13 protein-coding genes are annotated in these 17,200 nt (G+C 39.5%); 5 read left to right on the top strand and 8 right to left on the bottom strand.

Annotation, left to right across the window (positions count from 1 at the left end; all coding sequences use genetic code 11):
• Positions 1 to 16: 16 nt before the first annotated feature.
• The 4 genes from PNEUHYL_RS10580 to PNEUHYL_RS10565 form a co-directional block, all read right to left on the bottom strand.
• Positions 17 to 1,522, bottom strand: coding sequence for a sugar ABC transporter ATP-binding protein (locus PNEUHYL_RS10580; RefSeq protein ID WP_059368062.1), 1,506 nt, complete (start codon positions 1,520 to 1,522; stop codon positions 17 to 19).
• Between the two features lie 181 nt (positions 1,523 to 1,703).
• Complete coding sequence (locus tag PNEUHYL_RS10575) at positions 1,704 to 2,642, bottom strand: substrate-binding domain-containing protein (protein ID WP_059368057.1); 939 nt, start codon at positions 2,640 to 2,642, stop codon at positions 1,704 to 1,706.
• Between the two features lie 283 nt (positions 2,643 to 2,925).
• Positions 2,926 to 4,065 (bottom strand): Gfo/Idh/MocA family protein, encoded by a 1,140-nt coding sequence (locus tag PNEUHYL_RS10570; protein ID WP_059368051.1) that lies wholly within the window; start codon positions 4,063 to 4,065, stop codon positions 2,926 to 2,928.
• Positions 4,066 to 4,149: 84 nt separating this feature from the next.
• The gene (locus PNEUHYL_RS10565; RefSeq protein WP_059368049.1) at positions 4,150 to 5,658 is read right to left on the bottom strand and encodes a CoA-acylating methylmalonate-semialdehyde dehydrogenase; all 1,509 of its coding nucleotides are present in this window, start codon (positions 5,656 to 5,658) and stop codon (positions 4,150 to 4,152) included.
• Between the two features lie 245 nt (positions 5,659 to 5,903).
• On the opposite strand from PNEUHYL_RS10565, the gene iolB reads away from it, so the two are divergent.
• Positions 5,904 to 6,731 carry a 5-deoxy-glucuronate isomerase gene (iolB, locus tag PNEUHYL_RS10560; protein WP_059368047.1) on the top strand — a complete coding sequence of 276 codons (828 nt, stop codon included), beginning with the start codon at positions 5,904 to 5,906 and terminating at the stop codon, positions 6,729 to 6,731.
• A gap of 132 nt (positions 6,732 to 6,863) precedes the next feature.
• Complete coding sequence (locus PNEUHYL_RS10555; protein WP_059368046.1) at positions 6,864 to 7,727, top strand: MurR/RpiR family transcriptional regulator; 864 nt, start codon at positions 6,864 to 6,866, stop codon at positions 7,725 to 7,727.
• A gap of 57 nt (positions 7,728 to 7,784) precedes the next feature.
• Here the strand turns inward: PNEUHYL_RS10555 and PNEUHYL_RS10550 are convergent, their stop codons facing one another.
• A complete protein-coding gene (locus PNEUHYL_RS10550) occupies positions 7,785 to 9,695 on the bottom strand; it encodes a bifunctional 5-dehydro-2-deoxygluconokinase/5-dehydro-2-deoxyphosphogluconate aldolase (protein WP_059368043.1) in 1,911 nt (636 codons plus the stop codon).
• 308 nt (positions 9,696 to 10,003) lie between these two features.
• On the opposite strand from PNEUHYL_RS10550, the gene iolD reads away from it, so the two are divergent.
• From iolD to iolG, 3 genes are read left to right on the top strand one after another with little or no spacing between them, the layout of a single operon-like run.
• The gene (iolD, locus tag PNEUHYL_RS10545) at positions 10,004 to 11,941 is read left to right on the top strand and encodes a 3D-(3,5/4)-trihydroxycyclohexane-1,2-dione acylhydrolase (decyclizing) (RefSeq protein WP_059368041.1); all 1,938 of its coding nucleotides are present in this window, start codon (positions 10,004 to 10,006) and stop codon (positions 11,939 to 11,941) included.
• Between the two features lie 43 nt (positions 11,942 to 11,984).
• The gene (gene iolE / locus PNEUHYL_RS10540; RefSeq protein WP_059368038.1) at positions 11,985 to 12,881 is read left to right on the top strand and encodes a myo-inosose-2 dehydratase; all 897 of its coding nucleotides are present in this window, start codon (positions 11,985 to 11,987) and stop codon (positions 12,879 to 12,881) included.
• Between the two features lie 2 nt (positions 12,882 to 12,883).
• On the top strand, positions 12,884 to 13,894 hold the full coding sequence (iolG, locus tag PNEUHYL_RS10535; protein ID WP_059368037.1) for an inositol 2-dehydrogenase: 1,011 nt from the start codon (positions 12,884 to 12,886) through the stop codon (positions 13,892 to 13,894).
• 108 nt (positions 13,895 to 14,002) lie between these two features.
• Here the strand turns inward: iolG and PNEUHYL_RS10530 are convergent, their stop codons facing one another.
• From PNEUHYL_RS10530 to PNEUHYL_RS10520, 3 genes are all read right to left on the bottom strand, one after another.
• The gene (locus PNEUHYL_RS10530; protein ID WP_059368032.1) at positions 14,003 to 15,367 is read right to left on the bottom strand and encodes a sensor histidine kinase; all 1,365 of its coding nucleotides are present in this window, start codon (positions 15,365 to 15,367) and stop codon (positions 14,003 to 14,005) included.
• A gap of 62 nt (positions 15,368 to 15,429) precedes the next feature.
• Positions 15,430 to 16,095 carry a response regulator gene (locus PNEUHYL_RS10525; protein ID WP_059368030.1) on the bottom strand — a complete coding sequence of 222 codons (666 nt, stop codon included), beginning with the start codon at positions 16,093 to 16,095 and terminating at the stop codon, positions 15,430 to 15,432.
• A 100-nt stretch (positions 16,096 to 16,195) separates the two neighbouring features.
• Positions 16,196 to 16,843: a PepSY domain-containing protein gene (locus PNEUHYL_RS10520; protein WP_059368028.1), complete on the bottom strand. Its 648-nt coding sequence runs from the start codon at positions 16,841 to 16,843 to the stop codon at positions 16,196 to 16,198.
• Positions 16,844 to 17,200 lie beyond the last annotated feature (357 nt).

The raw sequence follows: 17,200 nt of genomic DNA, 5'->3' as shown, positions 1-17,200 counted from the left end.
GGTGATGGATCAAAAACTAGCCTGAAGCTAATTCAAGAACCCGTTCTTGTGTTAGCTCCGAATGAGGAATTATGCCCACTTGGTGTCCTTCGTGCATGACCATGACACGGTCGCTCATGGATAAAAGTTCCAACATATCTGAGGTAATCATAATGATGGTTTTACCTTGTTTTGATAGTTCAACCATCAGTTTATATAATTCCGCTTTTGCTCCCACATCAATTCCTTTTGTTGGCTCATCTAAAATTAGAATATCCGGTTCTAATAGCAGCCATCGGGCAAGTAATACTTTCTGTTGATTTCCGCCGGAAAGGTTATTGGTAATAACTTCGACATTTGGCGTTTTAATTTTTAATTTTACTTTTTGTTCGTTTGCTGTCTTTTGAGCTCTTGTGGCTGAAACTAAGAGATTATCAAGATATGGTGACATTTTCGGCATAATCATGTTGTCGGTCACACTAAGATTTAGAAAGAGTCCGGTTAGCTTTCTATCTTCTGTCACAAAACCAATTTTATATTTCATCGCATCAAGCGGATTGTTGATGTGTGCCTTCTTGCCTTTAATATAGATTTCTCCACTGTCTGCCGGCTTATAACCGAATAATCCCTCTACGATCTCTGAGCGTCCTGCGCCGACTAACCCGGCAATACCAAAAATTTCACCTTTGCGTACAGAAAAGTTAATATCTTGATAATGCCCCGCCCGAGTAAAATTTTTTATCTCAAGTATCGTTTCATTGGAAGGTTCAAAACGTTCACGTTGAAACATCTCGGACATATCACGCCCAACCATCATGGAGATAAGTTGCTCTTTGGTGACCTCTTTGGTTGGTTTGGTATCGACATATTGACCGTCACGAATGACTGTAATCTCATCAGATACACGGAAAACTTCATCGAGTTTATGGGAAATAAAAATAATCGCGATCCCTCTCGCTTTCACGGTTTCAATAATACGGTAAAGTTGCTCCACTTCATTTTCGGTTAATGAGGTTGTCGGTTCGTCCATAATGATGATTTTTGCATCATTGGAAACTGCGGTGGCAATAGCCACTAACTGTGCTTTTGCCACCGATACTTCGGACATTTTGAGCGTAACATCCATTGGAACGCCGAGATCTTTCAAAATAGCTGACGCTTGCTCATTCATTGCTTTTTGATCAAGGAAAAACTTGCCTTGCGTGATTTCACGACCTAAATAAAAATTATCGGCAATCGTTAAATTGGCAGCTGGGGAAATTTCCTGTGGCACCATCGTCAATCCGCGACGAATCGCGTCAATGGGGCGGCTTGGTTTAAAGGGGTTTTCGTCTAAAATTAATTCTCCTCCCTCATCAGGGATATAGATCCCGTATAGTATTTTCATTAAAGTAGATTTCCCAGCGCCATTTTCACCCATTAATGCATGAATACTGCCACGTCTGACACGAAGATTAATTGCATCAAGTGCTTTTACCCCCGGAAATGTTTTTGATACATTTCTCATTTCTAAAATGTAGGGAGAGTGAGGATTATTAGCCATTTTTAACTCCTTAAATCGATTAAGAACGGATATTCCCGGCGTCATTGTTAGAAAGTGCGGTCAATTTACGCCTTATATTTTATTAATATGATTCCTTTGATATGGGGTGTCTCACATTTTTGATTTGTTCTTTTAATGGGAAAGGACAATGTTATCCTTTCCGTTATAGTCGATAAGGAAATTATTTTTTGTATTTTGCTTGATATTCTTCTTTTTTGTCCGGCGTTACCAGTTCAAAGGGAACCCATTTCACCGCTGGTACTTTTTCTCCTTTCGCGGCTAAATATGCGATTTCAGCTCCTGTCATACCTTGGCCGGCAGCAGATTGAAACACGGTTGCATCTAACCCTTTGCCAAGATAATCCAATGCATCCGGAGTCGCATCCAGACCGATAATCAGGAGATCTTCATCTTTAAGACCTAATTTTCGCCCAGCTAAGACGGCACCAATCGCCATTTCGTCATTATTACTGACGACAACATTTAGATTTTTATTTGCGGCTAGTAAGTTTTCTGCGATTTCTAAGCCCTTAGCTCTATCCCATTTTCCTTCTTGCTCGGTGAAGATTTTTATATTTTTATTTTGGGCAAAAATTTCTTTATTACCCTGTGTCCGTTTAATTTGTGCATCCTGACCTAAAGGCCCCATTAAAATAGCGGCTTCAGCGGATTTTCCTTGTAGTGTATTGACAATAAAGTCTGCTTGAATACGTCCTCCTTCAATTTCATCGGAGCCCACATAACTGGTGACGTACTGCATATCTTCATCTAATGGTTTGCGATTAATAACGATAAGGGGAATACCGGCTCGTTTAGCTTTTCTACCAATAACTTTAACGATATTCGGATCGGTTGGAACAACCAATAAGGCATCGACTTTTTGATCAATAAATGTTTCTGCGTCATTTAGTAATCGGGCGGGATCTCCGTTAGCATCGGCAAGTTTTATTTCAACATCATCGTGAGCCTTATCGAATTCACGGATTGCATCCTGAAGATAGGTTTGCCATTTATCTGAGAAGGCAACCATTGGCGCACCGATGACGATATTTTTAGCCACGCTGGCTTGTGAGGTGAGTAAAGCGCTACCGCATAGCAATGCCAATAGTATTTTTTTCATAAGATTACTCCTTTGATTGAGTTGACGAATAGCAAAAAACATACTTTATTGAAATATTTTAAGAAATTTAAATTTCAAAAATTAAAAATATAAAATAAATAATCTATTTATATGTATATCATTTAGCTTATATCACGTGCAATAATCAAATTTCAAAAGTGTGAGCTAGATCTTATTTTAGAACTAAATTTTTTTATTAAAAAATAGTAGAAGTTTTAATCCATTTTGTGAAATGAAAATAGGTGCGTTACAGCACCTATTTATGAAGTGAAAGAAGTTGTGGTTATACGATTTCTTCTACATTAACCCAACGTTTTTGTTCATAAGATAATGCGATAGCATCCAATACCCTTGAGACTTTATAGCCTTCCTCAAAATTGGGATAAAGTGCGGTCGAATTTTTAGAAATTCCGTTGATCAAATCCCTTATTTCCACCGTTTTTTGATCGTTAAAACCTATTCCATGTCCGGCACTGACACAAAAATTTCTATAATCAGGATGAAGCGGCCCGGTTAAAATCGTTTTAAAGCCTTGTCTGGCCGGATTTTCATCATGTAAATACAGTTTTAATTCCGCCATTCGTTCTTGCGTGTAGATAATTGATCCTTTCGTACCGGTAATCACATAACTTAACCCCATTTTTCGCCCGCAAGCAATACGGGAGGTTTCAATCGTACCCATACATCCATTGCTAAAACGAACTAGTGCCGTTGCTTGATCTTCATTTTCCACTGGTAAACGCTCTTGTAAATTCTTGGGATTTGGCCTTGTTTTAATGACGGTTTGCATATCACCAATAACCGAATGAATTTCTTGTCCTAATAAATATTGAGACATTTGAACAATGTGTGCGGCAAGATCTCCTAAAGCACCTAAACCGGCTTTTTCTTTTATACAATGCCAATCTAATGGTGTATTTTCATTGGCAAGATAATCTTCATTATGCGTACCATAGAAGTGGATAACCTCACCGATTTCCCCTTTTGCAATGATTTCCCTTGCTAATTGGGTTGTCGGATTTTTGATATAGTTAAATCCCACTAGGGTTTTCACTCCGGCTTGTTTTGATGCTTGATACATTAATTTGGCATCTGTCGCTGTCAATGCGAGTGGTTTTTCAGAATAGACATGTTTGCCGTTTGCAATGGCTGCCAAGGCAATTTCCTTATGTAGAAAGTTTGGTGTACAAATATCAACTACATCAATATTTGGATCTTCTACAACATCGCGCCAGTTTCCGGTAGAACGCTGAAAGCCAAACTCTTTGGCTTTTTGTTCGGCTAATTCCGGGGTAATTTCCGCCAAATAATCTAACACGGGCTGCGCTTCGAGCGGAAAAACAGTCGCGACTTGCGAATATGCAATAGCATGACAACGCCCAATATATCCCGTACCGATTAAACCAATTCTTACTTGTTTCATGATGTTTTCCTTTTTTAAATATCAACAACATAAAGTAAAGGAGATAGCTTCTGAGTTCGCTATCTCCTGAGTTGAATTATTTAATTATAATGTCGGCATACTGAATGCGGCATTTTCAATAACGTATTTATTCGGCCAGCGGGTTGTGACGGTTTTCATTTTGGTGTAGAAACGTACTCCGTCAGGCCCATAAATATTTAATGTGGTATAGGCCGAATGCTTCCAACCGCCAAAGCTATGAAAGGACATGGGAACCGGAATCGGAACATTAATTCCAACCATACCGGCTTGAACATGATAGGCAAATTCACGTGCCGCACCACCGTCAGCAGTAAAAATTGCCGTACCATTACCGTAAGGATGTTCATTAATCAATCGCATGGCTTCCTCAAAGTTTTTCGCCCGAACAATGCCAAGAACCGGGCCAAAGATCTCTTCTTTATAAATCACCATATCAGGGGTTACGTTATCAAACAAACTGCCGCCAATAAAGAAACCGTTTTCATGTCCAATCGGTTTTTTACCACGTCCGTCCACAAGCAACGTTGCACCTTCCTCCACACCTTTTGTTATGTAATTGGTAACATTATTAAGATGTTGTTGACTGATAAGAGGGCCAAAATCCATTTCTTTTTCACCTTCTTTTGGTATTCCAGGCCCGTAACGAAGTGCTTCAACTTTAGGTTTTAACGTAGCGATTAATTTATCTGCTGTTTCGTCATCTATTGTAACCGCCAGAGAAATTGCCATACAGCGTTCACCGGCGGCACCAAATGCGGCGCCCAATAGCGCATTGGCTGTTGATTCAATATCTGCGTCAGGCATAACCAAGGCATGATTTTTCGCTGCACCAAAAGCTTGAACCCGTTTACCGAATTCAGCACCCATTTTATATACATGTGCAGCGGCAGGAGTAGAGCCTACAAAGCTGATAGCGTGTACTCTTGGATCTCGTAATAAAATTTCATTATCGTGGCGATCGCCATGAACAACATTGAAAACACCATCCGGCAAACCGGCTTCTTTTAATAATTCTGCGAGCTTAATAGAAAGTGAAGGATCTGCTTTTGCTGGTTTTAAAATAAAGGTATTACCGCAAGTAAGGGCGACTGGGAACATCCACATCGGTACCATAGCGGGAAAGTTAAACGGGGTAATGCCTGCCGTTACGCCTAACGATTGAAGTGAAGAGTGAATATCAATTCCCCGTCCGGCTTGTTCAGAAAATTCTCCTTTAAGTAAATGAGGAATACCGCATGCAAACTCAACCACTTCCAGACCACGGGTTAATTCGCCACAAGCATCAGAGTAAACTTTACCATGTTCTTCAACAATGATTTTAGCTAGTGCATCCCAATCTCTTTGTAATAATTCTTTAAATTTAAACATAATGCGTGAGCGGCGGAGCGGAGATGTTGCAGACCATTCCGCAAAGGCATGATGAGCCACATCAATAGCCTCATACACATCGTCCGATGTACTCATGATGACTTGGCGAATTTGTTCACCTGTTGCCGGATTGTAAATCGGGAATGCTTCTGTTCCTCTACTTGGAACTTGTTTACCGTTAATAAAGTTATAGACAGTTTCCATGTTGAACTCCTCATATCGTATCAAGTAAGCTATTTTTAATCCTAAACGCAGTATAGTGATTAGAGTTAGTCAATACAGATTATGAAATTAATATGCTTTTTTCAATCAGTTAAAGGTTGAAATGAAATATTTATTTCATTTTTGTGATCTGTGTCTAGTTTTGGAAAAGTCATCATAGATTGAATAAATAAATGGAGTATGATGGAGACTAAAATGTGATTTCTAGGGAATTTAAAGGAGAAAATATGGCGAATTTACTGTCTAAATCAAGAAAAAATCATCCGGAAAAAAATGGTGAAGTCCAAAAAATCACACCTAAAACGGCAGGGTGGGATTATGTAGGATTCGAAATGTATCATTTACAGGCACAACAAACACTTGAATTTGATACACAAAATACGGAGGTTTGTTTTGTGATTGTTGCGGGGAAAGCGACATTTAAAACTGCAACAGAAACTTTTATTCAGATAGGTAATCGTAGTACGCCTTTTGAACGAATTCCACCCTATGCACTTTATGTTCCTCACTCACAATCTGTCATTATTCAAGCGGATAGTTATTTAGAATTAGCGGTCTGTCGAGCGCCAAGTCAAGGCTGCCTGCCAATAAGATTGATTAAACCTGAGGACATTGGCATAGAAAAAAGGGGATATGGCAATAATAAACGTCTTGTTCATAATATTTTACCTGAAACAGAAAGCGCCGATGCCTTGTTGGTTGTTGAAGTCTTTACCGATGAAGGTAATACGAGTTCTTTCCCAAGCCATAAGCATGACGATAAAAATTCATTAACTGAAACCTATTTGGAAGAAACCTATTATCATCGTTTCTCTCCGTCTCAAGGCTTTGCCCTACAACGTGTGTACACGGAGGATCGATCCTTAGACGAATGTATGGCGGTTTATGATGGTGATGTGGTTCAAGTTCCCCGTGGTTATCACCCTGTTGCGACAATTGCAGGGTATGATAATTATTATTTAAATGTCATGGCGGGCCCCGTAAGAAAATGGAAATTCACTTGGGAACAAGATCATAGCTGGATTAATACGGAAGAATATGAGAAGAAATTTTAATTTACTCTAGAATCAAAATACTATTATTTAAAAGTGCGGTCATTTTTCTAATAAAATGGCCGTTTTTCTTGAAATATTTATTTAACCGGATAGGATACTAAAAATATTTGAATAATTAAGGTGTAAACATATATGAAAGAGCAATCTCAATTAACAATGTTGAAAACTGAAATTCAAACAGGTTACGACGGTTTAAGTAAAAGATTAAAACAAGTTGCTCAATATATTCTAGATAACAGTGATAGTGTTGCCTTTGATACCGTTGCAACAATAGCAGAAAAAGCAAATGTTCCTCCTTCTACATTGATTCGGTTTGCCGCTGAGTTTGGTTTTTCCGGTTTCAACGAAATGAAACAGATTTTCCGCGAGAATTTAATGGAGAAAACGACAAATTACACCGAGCGTTTACAATTGTCGCATAAAATTAACCAAGTAGAAGGAAGTGAATCTCCGGAAAATATTTTAGCAATATTTGCACATGCGAATAGTCAGGCATTACAACAATTAGCGAATAACACTGAAAATGAGCAAATTTATGCGGCAGTGAAAATACTAAAAGAAGCCAATAATATTTTCATTATTGGATTAAAACGTTCTTTTAGTATTGCTTGTTACTTAAATTATGCGTTACATCATTTAGATTGTCGCTCTTTCTTAATTAACGGATTAGGCGGTATGTTTGATGAACAACTTAATCAAGTAAAAGCCGGAGACGTGGTGGTTTCTATTAGTTTTTCACCCTATGCTAATGAAACGCTTAATATTACTCAGACGACTGCGAAAAAAGGTATTCAACAAATTGCGATTACCGATAGCCAAATTAGTCCGTTATTAGCTTTTAGTGATGTTTCTTTTATCATAAAAGAAGCCCAAATATTAGGATTTCGCTCTCAGTGCGCAACAATGAGCCTTGTTCAAACTCTTGCGATTACACTCGGTTTAGAAAAAGAAAAAGAAAAAGAAAAAGAAAAAGAAAAAGAAAAAGAAAAAGAATGATAAAAATGCCCCCGATTTTTAACATCAAGGGGCATTTTTCTTAGATATAAAATAAGGTTAATTACGCGATTTCCAAAGTTTGATCAGGCGTTGATAACGTTCGGAAACTTGTAGGATCAATTCCTCATCATTTAATTTACCTGCCAACCATTCTATTGAGGGTTGCCCGAAGATGGTTCTTCCTACGGCAAATCCTTTAACCAACGGTTTATTGGCTGCGGCATTGAAAATGGCTTCAAATTGTTCTTCCGGTGCATCTAAACCTAAAATTAAAATACCTCTGCAATAGGCATCATTTTTTTGGATTAATCCACTGATTTTATCCCATTCTGATGAAGATAAACCGGGTAATTTCCACCAATCCGGTTTAATACCTAATTGATAAAAATGAGCAATTATTTCAGCATAATATTTTTCATCTTGTGCCATGTCATGGGGCAAAATGACCTCAAGTAGAAATTCATGTCCGGTTCTACAACAGGTTTGATAAATTTGTTTCAAACTTTCGTCTTGTTCAGACTTCATTCCCGGCTCATCTTTTGGGTGATAAAATACTAAACACTTAACCACATGTTCTTGTGGCCAACTGATTAATTGGCTACCAAGATCACCATGCTCTAAACGTAAAGGACGAGAAGAAGGGAGCTCAATTGGGCGGCCAATCCACCATTTTCTACCTGTAATTTCATTAAGTGCTGCTTGCCCGAAAGTGGTATCTGCTAAGATACCGGCATTTCCGTGGATAATATTTTCTTCATTTGCCGCTTTTTCTGCCGCCTTTAAGAGAAGCTGTTTTAATTTCGGTATTAGCGTAATATCGGCGCCAACTTTTTTTGCCATATCGACAAGTTGTTTACGGTGATCAAAAGCAAAGATACATAAATCATCCCATTGCGTTTTTCGAGTCGTCACTCGGTGTAAATGATTAAGTGCTTCATCAAGATCCGGACGGGGAACAAATTTCTCACGTGCTAAATAATTATCTAATTCGACTTTTGTCGGCATAGCAGGAGCGCAGCCATGGCGGGAAACGACCAAAGCACCGCAAGCATTTGCATAACGACAAGATTGTTCCCAACCCTCATTGTTAATATAGCCTCGAATTAATCCTGACATAAAGGCATCACCTGCACCGAGAACATTAAGGACTTCAACGCGTACCCCATATACATTGAGACCACTGTCAAGGTCATTCGGTATATCGCCTTCAAAAACCGAACAACCTAATGAACCGCGTTTACAGACTAAAACTGCTTGAGTGAATCGGCGAATATTTTTTAACGCCGTTAAGGTATCTGTGGAACCGCCTGCAATATGAAATTCTTCTTCCGTTCCGACCAAAACATCAAAATGATGTAATACTTCTTGCAATGATTTTGTGACGGCTTCCGAATCAATAAAGCGTGTTTCACCGTCACCTAATGATGTCAGCCCCCATAAAACAGGGCGGTAATCAATATCAAGTAAACGTTTTGTGTTATTTCTTCCCGCATATTCTAAGGCGGTTAATACGGCTTCACGTGTTTTAGAGTGGGATAAATGAGTTCCCGTAATCGCTAATGCTTTTGCCGAGGCAATATATGCTTCGTCAAAATCATTTTTAGTAATCGCCATATCCGCACAATTTTCGCGATAAAAAATGAGGGGAAAGGTATCTTGATCTTTAATTCCTAAAATAACAAGGGCAGTTAGCCGCTCTTTATCGGTGATAAGATGGCTGGTATCCACTCCGACACGTTGGAGCTCTTCACGGAGAAAACGTCCCATATGTTCATCGCCGACACGTGCCAACATGGAGGATTTCACACCTTGAACCGCCGTGCCGTAAGCTACGTTACCCGAAGAACCGCCAAGGTATTTAGAAAATGACGACGCATTTTCTAATCTGGCTCCAATTTGCTGAGCATAAAAATCAACTGCAACACGTCCTAGGCAAATAAGATCTAATTTTTTTTCAATCTCTTTCATAGTGTGACCTCTTCTGTTTTCTATAAATTTCATTCTAGATTAATTGAAATATTTTTTTCATAAAAAATCAACTTTAAAAAAATGGTTTTGAGATGTCGATCACATATCCGGCTAAAATTTTGTAAATTGGCTCGGTTATCTACACTTACTTTTTATGAGAATATGAGTAAAGTAAGCTAAAGGTTGAGTATTTAGGTTAAAAATTTGATCTATGTCTCAAAAGTGAAATTTTTATTTCAAAAATATTCCAATTTAAAAAAAGCATAAATATACTACAACTCATATCAAATGATCTTGAAGAGGGCGCAATGAAAACGACAAGATTAACTGTTGCACAGGCATTGATAAAATTTCTTGATAATCAATATGTAGAATTTGATGGCAAAGTCACAAAATTTATTGAAGGAGTATTTGGTATTTTTGGTCATGGCAACGTTTTGGGAATTGGCCAAGCACTTGAACAAGAAAGCGGATCACTGATTGTCAGACAAGGGCGTAACGAACAAGGTATGGCACATGTGGCTACGGGATTTGCAAAACAAAATTTACGTAGAAGAATTTACGCTTGTACTTCCTCCGTTGGACCCGGTGCGGCGAATATGATTACGGCTGCAGCAGTAGCTACGGCAAACCGAATTCCACTTCTTTTGTTGCCGGGAGATGTTTTTGCCACCCGTCAACCGGATCCGGTGTTACAACAAATTGAACAGTCCTACGATTTGAGTATTAGTACCAATGATGCTTTTAAAGCAGTGAGCAAGTATTGGGATAGAGTAAGCCGTCCGGAGCAACTGATGACGGCTTGCATAAATGCGATGCGTGTCTTAACGGATCCGGCGGAAACGGGGGCCGTGACTATCGCACTCCCACAAGACGTTCAGTCTGAAGCCTATGATTTCCCTGACTATTTCTTACAAAAACGGATTCATCGAATTGAACGAACGTTACCAACCGAACCGATGCTTTCTTCGGCATTTGATCTCATTATGAAAAGTCAGAAGCCTCTCATCATTTGCGGTGGTGGTGTTCGTTATTCTGAAGCGGCAGATCAATTAAAAACTTTTGCGGAAGTATTCCATATTCCGTTTGCGGAAACGCAGGCAGGAAAAAGTGCGGTCATTTCTTCTCATGAATTTAATGTAGGCGGTATTGGTGAAACTGGCTGTTTATCCGCTAATTTACTTGCAAAAGATGCGGATCTCATTATTGGGATAGGAACGAGGTACACCGATTTTACCACCTCTTCAAAATGGCTTTTCCAAAATCCAAATGCAAAATATTTAAATATTAATATTGCCCGATTTGATGCTTATAAACTTGATGGAATACAAGTTGTTGCGGATGCGAAAAAAACATTGGAAAAACTGACCGCACTTTTACAATCGGCTCACTACTTAGCGAACTGGGGAAATCAAATATCAGAGGCGAAGCAACGTTTTAATGAAGAATTACAGCGTCTCTATCATATTACCTATTCTGATTATTTTATTCCGGAAGTGGATGACGCATTAGAGAGAGAGAAAGTCTATGAGGAATTTATTAACCTTACGAAATCTTGTTTACCTCAAAGTCGGGTACTCGGAATTTTAAATGAAGTGTTAGATGAAAATAGTGTGATAGTCGGTGCAGCCGGCAGTCTCCCCGGTGACTTACAACGGGCTTGGCAATCAAAAGGCGAAAACACTTACCATCTGGAATATGGCTATTCTTGTATGGGGTATGAGATAAATGCGGCTTTAGGCGTTAAATTGGCACAACCTGAAAAAGAAGTTTATGCCCTATTGGGAGACGGTTCCTACATGATGTTGCATTCGGAGCTTGTGACTTCTATTCAAGAGGGTAAAAAAATCAATGTAGTTGTATTTGACAATATGACTAACGGCTGTATTAACAATTTACAAATCGGTCATGGGATGGGGAGCTTTGTAACAGAATTTCGATTCAGAAATCCGGCAACGAACCAACTGGATGGCAAGTTTATACCGATTGATTTTGCGATGAATGCCGCTTCTTATGGCTGTAAAACCTATAAGGTTACAAATGAAGAAGAACTACGGTTTGCACTTGCGGATGCAAAACAGCAATCTGTTTCAACTTTAATTGATGTTAAAGTTTTACCAAAAACAATGATTCACGGTTATGGAAGTTGGTGGCATGTGGGCGTGGCAGAAGTCTCGGAAAAAGAGAGTATTCAGGAAGCATATCAACATAGCTTGAAAAATATTCGCAAAGCAAGACGCTACTAGCACCGTATTTACATTTAATTCTCTTATGAGTAAGGAAAAAACGATGAAAGCTGAAAATGTAAAATTAGGTATTGCCCCGATTGGTTGGACTAATGATGATATGCCGGATCTGGGTAAGGAAAATACCTTTGAACAATGCATTAGCGAAATGGCGCTCGCCGGCTTTACCGGCTGTGAAGTGGGTAATAAATATCCACGTGATGTAGCACTCTTGAAGCGTAAATTAAATGCCCGTGGTATTCAAATCTGTAATGCTTGGTTTAGTACATTTTTTGTTGACGGTAAAAAAGAGGAAACGATACAAGAATTTATTAAGCATCGTGACTTTTTACATGAAATGGGGGCGATGGTTATCGGTTGTTCGGAACAGAGTCGCAGCATTCAAGGTACGACAAAATCCGTTTTTAAAGAAAAACCGATCTTTACTGAAGAAGAATGGCAAAAACTTGCTGAGGGTTATAAGGAACTTGCCAAACTCGCAGAAGAAAAAGGGATGAAAGTTTGCTTGCATCATCATATGGGCACAGGGATTCAAACTCCGGCTGAAATTGATCAATATATGTCAATGGTTGATGATAATGTTTATTTACTCTTTGATTCCGGTCACATTTACTACTCTGAGGGTTCTCAGCAAGCGATGATTAAAGTATTAGAAAAATATATCGATCGCATTTGTCATGTCCACCTAAAAGATGTCCGTGATGAGGTTGTTGCGGAAGTAAAAGAAAAGAACTTAAGTTTCTTAGAGGGGGTTCGTAAAGGGACATTTACCGTTCCGGGAGACGGCGTTATAGATTTCAAACCGATTTTTGACATTCTGGATAAACACAATTACAAAGGTTGGATGGTGGTAGAAGCCGAACAGGATCCGGCGATAGCCAATCCGTTTGAGTATGCGGTGAAAGGTCGTCAATACATTAAAGAAACAGCGGGGATATAAATATGATTAAGGTTGGTATTATTGGGGCCGGGCGTATCGGTCGTGTGCATTCTGAGAGTATTGCAAAGTATGTCAAAGGGGCGGAAGTTAAAGCCATTTCAGATGTAAAAATAACAGAGGAACTAATTAATTGGGCGAAAGAAATGGGCATTCCGAATATCTATGAGGATTACAAACAAATTCTTCAAGACCCGGAAATTGATGCCGTATTGGTTTGCTCTTCAACTAACACTCATGCTCCTATTTCAATTGAAGCGGCTCAAGCCGGAAAGCATATTTTTTGTGAAAAACCGATAGATGCCGATATTAACAGAATTAAAGATGTGTTATATGAAGTAGAAAAAGCAGGGGTAAAATTCCAAGTGGGGTTTAACCGTCGTTTCGACCATAATTTTAAAGCAATTAAAATGCGAGTAGAAAATGGAGATATTGGTGAACCCCATTTAATTCGCATTACATCCCGAGATCCGGATGCTCCTCCTATTGAGTATGTAAAAGTGTCCGGAGGAATGTTCTTCGATATGACAATCCATGATTTTGATATGGTTCGATATTTATCGGGTAGCGAGGTGGTTGAAGTCTATGCGGTCGGAGCCGTGTTGGTTAATCCGGAAATTGGGAAAGCCGGCGATATTGATACGGCGGTGATTACGTTAACGCTTGCAAATGGTGCTATCGCGGTGATCGATAATAGCCGTAAAGCGGTTTATGGTTATGATCAACGCGCCGAAGTATTCGGTTCAAAAGGTTCGGTTCAAACCAAAAATGATGTCGATTCAACGGCGGTTTATTCCTGTGAAACGGGGGTTATTGCGGAAAAACCAAAATATTTCTTTTTAGAACGTTATATGCAATCTTTTGCAGAGGAAATGGCTTGTTTTGTTGAGGCTATTATGAGTGATAAACCTACGTTAGTGACGGGAAATGACGGATTACAGCCGGTTATTATTGCTCTGGCGGCGAAACGTTCTCTTGATGAAGGGCGACCGGTTAAAATAAGCGAAATTGTTTAATACTGTAAGAAAGCATTCCGCATAATGGAATGCTTTCTTCCTATAAAAGACAGGATGAAGCACTTGTTAAAATATCAAATATTTACGCTCTACGTTAATCCCACTGAATCAGCTTCTATATGGTAGCCATATCTCAATCAATAGACCCGTTTTAAACTTTTCGCTGTCTTTTAACTTCAATGTGCCGTTGTAATGTTTCACAATTTCCGTCGCTATTGCTAAACCAAGTCCTGATCCCTGTTGTTCCGAGCCTAGAATGCGATAGAAAGGATCCAACACACGTTGCCGTTCTTCTTTTGGAATTCCCTTACCGTTATCCTCCACTTTCAATATGAGCCCTTCGGGAACAGCTTGCATACTTAGGTCTATTTGGCTGCCGTTTGGCGTATAGCGAATGGCATTGTCGGTCAGGGTTTTGATGAGTAAATAGAGATCCGTGTCATTACCATAAAATGTTATGTCTTGTTCACCCTCCACTCCTAAATCTTGCTGTTTTTCTAACGCGAGGGGGAGCAAATCTTCAATAACTTGGCGGAAAATGGTTTGTATTTTGACTTCGGTATCGATTTTTTCTCCTTGATTTTGCAAACGGGCAAGGGAAAGTAATTGTTCCAATAAATGACGGCTACGCTGAATACCTTGCTTGACGCCCCTAATTTGGTTGTTTACCTCTGTTGGTAAATTTTGTGTGGTAAGCCGTTCTACTTGTAAAGAAAGTGCGGTCATCGGGCTACGTAATTCGTGTGAGGCATCGGCAATGAAACGTTTTTGTTGCTGAATAAAGCCGTTTATGCGTGATAATAAACGATTAATTTCCACCACAAATCCACGGATTTCAGTTGGAAGATAATCCGTTGGCAAGGGTTGCAAATTTTGTTCGTGTCGCTGTTCCACTTTTTTTGATAGGCGTTGCACCGGTTTCATGGCGAGTCTCACAATCACCATGGTGAGTAAAATCACAAGCGGAAATAATACAAGTAGCGGTAATACACTTGTCCACGCCTGACGAAATGCCAAGGCTTCGCGATAGCTGTTATCTTGAATCACGATAATTCTGCCTTGTGGCGTGTTGCGTACATAAGTGCGGTATAGTTGGTCGGCGTTTTTTTCATGTTGATGAGGGCGAATTTTTCGTGGCATATTCTCGGCGAGCATACGGCGATATTTTTTCCCCTCTTTTTTTAAATTGTGAAATCCCTCCGCCATTTGTGGAGGAAAATCTGTTGAAGGGGCATCGGGGCGATTGCGGTCAAAATAGACCCGAACACGCCCATCAAGCATTTTGGGCGGTAAAAGTGCGGTCGGATTTTCCGATAAATTAACTGATCCTGAAAATCGTTCCAACATTTCATCTTGCAGTTTATTGGTTTCTCGGTAGGTGTTATAAAACGCCATACCGCCTGCGCTTAGCGCCACGAGAGTGAATAGGGCGGTGAAGGCTAAAGTTAAGCGCAGTTGAAGAGAGTTTTTCATCCTAATATTCCAAATTTCATATGTGTTTTATGAGATGAATTAAGCCAAACTATCCCGCCTGGTTAATTTTTGGCGACAAGCCAGCCCACACCACGTACATTTTTAATATGTTCTTTACCAATTTTTTTCCGTAGGCTATGAATTAAAAAATCAATGGCGTTACTTTCCACTTCGTCGCCCCAAGCGTAAATTTTATCTTCTAATTCTGTACGGGAATGAATAATCCCTGGTCGGTTCATCAAGGCTTGTAAAATCGCAAATTCTTTATTGCTTAAAATAATCGGCTCGGATTGATCAGCAACGGAAACTTGATAATTAGTCGGGTTGAGGGTGAGTGAACCGTTCGTCAATAATGGAGTGCTCTGCCCACCTTGTCGGCGTAACGCTGCACGAATACGGGCGAGCAATTCGGCAAGATCAAAAGGTTTAATAATATAATCGTCTGCGCCACCATCTAAGCCTGCAAGGCGGCTCTCCAGATCATCGCGGGCTGTAACGATTAAGACGGGCGTATGATTTTGGCTTTGGCGTAAATGGCGTAACACTTGCAATCCGTCTCTCTCGGGTAAGCCTAGATCCAATAACACTAAATCATAAGGTTGTGCTGCCAATGCCTGTTCCGCCATATTACCGTTATTAACCCAATCCACTGCATAACAAGCGTTTTTTAAGCCGTCCGAAACCGCTTCTGCGATCATCTGATCGTCTTCAACTAATAAAATTCGCATTATTTTTCACCAAACTAAAATCTCCGCAGAGCCGGCTCATCATACCGAAAATTCGAAAAAGGAAAACCGCACGTTACGAAAAAGTGCGGTCAGTTTTCAATTAATTTATTTGTAGCGGACGTTCAGCGTGGAAACCACCTTTGTCTCCTGCTTTATGATGATGTTTACCTTTACCGTGTCTGTCTTTGTGTTCGCCTTTATGCACACCTTGGTGTTTCATTGGCATATCCATAATCTGCCCGTTTTCGCCATTTACGATAACATGGAAACGTTGTCCGTTAGCAAGAGTTTCAATTTTATAAAATCCTTGCCCGTCTCGAAATATGAAATCGGCTTCAGCCACTTTGCCTTTTGTTTTGTCTATGGCGATATTCATTGCCTGCTCAAAGGAAATTTTCGGTGTAGCTTGCTCCGAGCGAATTTTCACCTCTTTTGGCGTTTTGTCGGTGATACCTAAAATTTCACCGTTTACTGCATCGACATCTACTTTGTGGTGCTGATTATTGGCGAATAAATCCACCTCAAAATAATCTTTACCGTATTTGGTGTGGTGAAATTCCACTTCTTTCACTTTGGCATCCGCCCCGATTTTATTTTGTGCGGCACGCAATGCTTGGATTGCAGTAATGGATGTTTTCGCCAAGGCTGCTTGTACGTCCGACGACATTGCTTGAGCGATATTTACCACACCAAATGCCACGCCTCCGGCTAATAAAGTGGTTAATAAGGTTTTACTCGCTTTTTTCATGCGTTTCTCCTTGTTTGAGATTGAATTTTGAAGCAGTGAAATACTGCCTTTCGATGGAGTGTATTCTAAGGAGTAAGAATTAGGGAAAAATTAGCAAATAAAATTTCTATAAAAATGTTAACGCTATCACAAAATCAACGTTTGTTTGTTGATCATTAACATGCGAAATTACTATTATCAATAAATGGGATTTGAATTGATAACAACTCTCTGTTTATTTTTTGTAAATTTAAAGCGAGTTTATTTTCAATTAATTACTTTGTTTTCTCGTAAGGTTATTGAGATTTTTGTAAAAATAACCGTAATCCCATTAATTTATTGCTTAGATATGGCATGAATGGCACTTTAGGCTACATA

The organism is Rodentibacter caecimuris, assembly GCF_001019715.1.
Lineage (GTDB): Bacteria > Pseudomonadota > Gammaproteobacteria > Enterobacterales > Pasteurellaceae > Rodentibacter > Rodentibacter caecimuris.
The sequence above is the reverse complement of the archived record's forward strand: the minus strand, read 5'-3'. Positions and strand labels throughout refer to the sequence as shown.